Below are 2,779 nucleotides of genomic sequence, written 5' to 3'. Positions count from 1 at the left end.
ACGATTAGATCAAATGCTCCAATTTGGCTCAAATTTATATAACGAAAACTTTTACTTAAGTAAAATGATGAATACGATCGAAAAAATTACAGCATCAAGTTATCAATTGTATCGAAAAATAAAAGACGATCAGTTAATATACGACAAGCAAGCGTTAGAGATAGCTCAGCAAATACATGAAATAAAAAAAGATACTCAACGAATCCGAGCTGGATTAAATGAATTATATGATGTCAATTCATTGCCAGAAATGGACTTATCAAATATGTTGCGTCATGTCATTCAGGGAAATATGAATTATAGTCAATGGTTAAAAAAAGATGTTATCATTGTGAAAGAGCAGTTGATTGAATTTAAGACAAGCCACTACTATCCGATTATTTCAATTTTAAATAATTTAACTGCCAATGCTGTGGAAGCGATAGAACAAAAGGGAAAGATTACAATTAGCGTATTAGAAAAAGGAAATTACGTTTATTTTACAGTTACGGATAATGGGGAAGGGATAAAAGAAAAAGACATTCCACTCATATTTGAATCCGGTTTTACAACAAAGTATAACGATAAGGGTACAGCGGCAACAGGGATTGGATTGTCCCATGTCAAAAATATTTGCGAATTTTTCAACGGAAAAATAACAACGGATATAGGTCATGGCGAAACTACAATTACTGTCATGCTACCAGCAAACTTGGTTACTAAAGAGGAGCTATAATATGGTTAGTTACGGAATTATTGATGATGATCCTGTATGTCGCAGGATGTTAGAAAGTATTATTGAAGAAAGTGACTTAGGCGAAATTGTCATGACGAGTCCAGGTGGAGAAGATGCAATTGACGATATTTTGGAAGCAAATCCACAAGTTGTTTTAATTGATTTATTAATGCCTGGAATTGATGGCATTAATTTAATTATGGAACTGAAAAAGTTTGGTTATAATGGAAACTTTATTATGATATCTCAAATTGATAACAAAGATATGGTTGCAGAAGCCTACAAAAATGGAATTGAGTTTTTTATTCATAAACCAATAAATCGTGCCGAAGTGACAGCTGTTATCGAAAATGTGAAAGAAAAGTTAAAGTTAAATCAGTCTCTTTATACAATTAAAAAATCATTATCGCATTTAGAGATTGTCCCACCCCAAGCTTCTAATCCTCCTGCCGATACAAATAATTCCGTTACTAGTATTGTACAAAATATACTGATGTCTATTGGAATAATTGGTGAAAGTGGAAGTAATGACATAATAACAGCTATGGAAATCCTTGTTAAAAAAAATTACTCGTTTAACGACCTCCCACCATTAAAGGATCTTTATGAAATGATTGCCATTCATCATAATAGGCTAATAGGTGAATTAGAATTAAAGCGTGAAGTAAAAGCAATCGAGCAACGAATCCGACGATCGGTGATGACCGCTTTAACCAATTTAGCTTCGCTTGGATTAACTGATTACACAAATCCAAAGTTTGAACATTATGCATCTTTGCTATTTGATTTTCAAGATGTTCGTTTAAAAATGAATGAATTGAAAAGTGATGTTTCAAAAACAAGTGGAGTAAAAATTAATATTAAAAAGTTTCTTCAAGTGCTTTATGTCGAAACATTGGATGAGTTAAATGCAATTTGATGGAATTATCTGTAGTCAAGAATAAATAAGTCCCCTTCACTTGCATAAAGAAGGGGGCTGTTCTGCTATTTTAGACTAGGTAATTTTAATCCTTAGAAGTCAACGAAAGAAATAACCCTTTCCAATTAGCTTTACGCAAACAATGGAAAGGGTAATGGATTTTCAGCAATCGTTTTAAATGTAAGGAAGTTGCTAATCATTAAAATAATTGATTAGTCCTTCTGTAATGGCATTTGCAACATTTTCTGGATGATTCTCTCCTAGAATGATAGTTTTATCATCCGAATTTGTAATAAAACCTAATTCAATAAGCACAGATACATCCTTATTTTCTCGTAAAACATAGAAATCGTCATGTTGAACGCCGCGATCGTCCAAATTTGTATGCTTATTTAGGGCGGATTGAATTTTCTGCGCTAGATGATAGTCTGAACCATCTGAATAATAATGCGTACTTATACCGTTACTCGTATGTAAAGGAAAGGCATTATAATGAAGGCTGATAAAAGCATCTGTCCAGTAGGATTGACTAATCTTAACGCGATCTTCAAGTGAAACATAGGAGTCGTCCGATCGAGTCATTAGGACAGTCGCTCCTTCATTTCTTAGTTTTTGGGCAACGGACTTGGCTATAGCTAATGTAAGATTCTTTTCTTTCACACCGTTAATGCCAAAAGCGCCAGGATCTTTTCCACCATGACCAGGGTCTAGCATAATATTATATCCGACAAGGGATGCTTTTGTATCGTTAGACGTTTTTTCGCTACTTTGTGAAGACTGTGGCTTAGAGCCATCGGTTGTTAACCAAGCTGCCACCCAAGCATCCGAACCATCGTCTAGTAATATGTTAAACCAATCTCCATCTTTTTTGATCACTTTATATTCATCACCTTTGGATGTGTGACCAATAATAGAATCGTCTGTATTTGGACCAGTTCTTAATCGAACAGATTCAGCATCGATAGTTATCTTATCCTTACCATTTGTTTTTTTATTCTGTATATTATCTTGTTGACTCTCTATCAAAAACTGTGATGCTACCCATGCTACTTTACCATCATAATACGTTTGAACCCAACCGTGCTCTTCATGGAAACCAACGAGCTGATCACCGAAATCTAGCTTTCCAATAACCTCGGCATCAT

The 2,779-nt window shown here is 34.4% G+C and carries 3 protein-coding genes; 2 read left to right on the top strand and 1 reads right to left on the bottom strand.

Translation table 11 applies throughout. The features are described from left to right. Both ACPYKA_RS20265 and ACPYKA_RS20260 read left to right on the top strand, forming a co-directional pair. Positions 1-715: ATP-binding protein (locus tag ACPYKA_RS20265; RefSeq protein ID WP_479543996.1), on the top strand; the 715-nt coding region annotated here is incomplete at its 5' end. 1 nt (position 716) lies between these two features. Further along, positions 717-1,634 (top strand): response regulator, encoded by a 918-nt coding sequence (locus ACPYKA_RS20260; protein ID WP_479543995.1) that lies wholly within the window; start codon positions 717-719, stop codon positions 1,632-1,634. Between the two features lie 192 nt (positions 1,635-1,826). On the opposite strand, the gene ACPYKA_RS20255 is transcribed toward ACPYKA_RS20260, so the two are convergent. Then, a partial coding sequence (locus ACPYKA_RS20255) for an N-acetylmuramoyl-L-alanine amidase (RefSeq protein ID WP_479543994.1) occupies positions 1,827-2,779 on the bottom strand: 953 nt, incomplete at its 5' end.

Source organism: Pseudogracilibacillus amylolyticus (SeqCode) (assembly GCF_051918545.1).
In the GTDB taxonomy this organism is placed as follows: Bacteria; Bacillota; Bacilli; order Bacillales; family Amphibacillaceae; genus Pseudogracilibacillus.
This window is presented reverse-complemented; position numbering and strand designations above follow the sequence as displayed.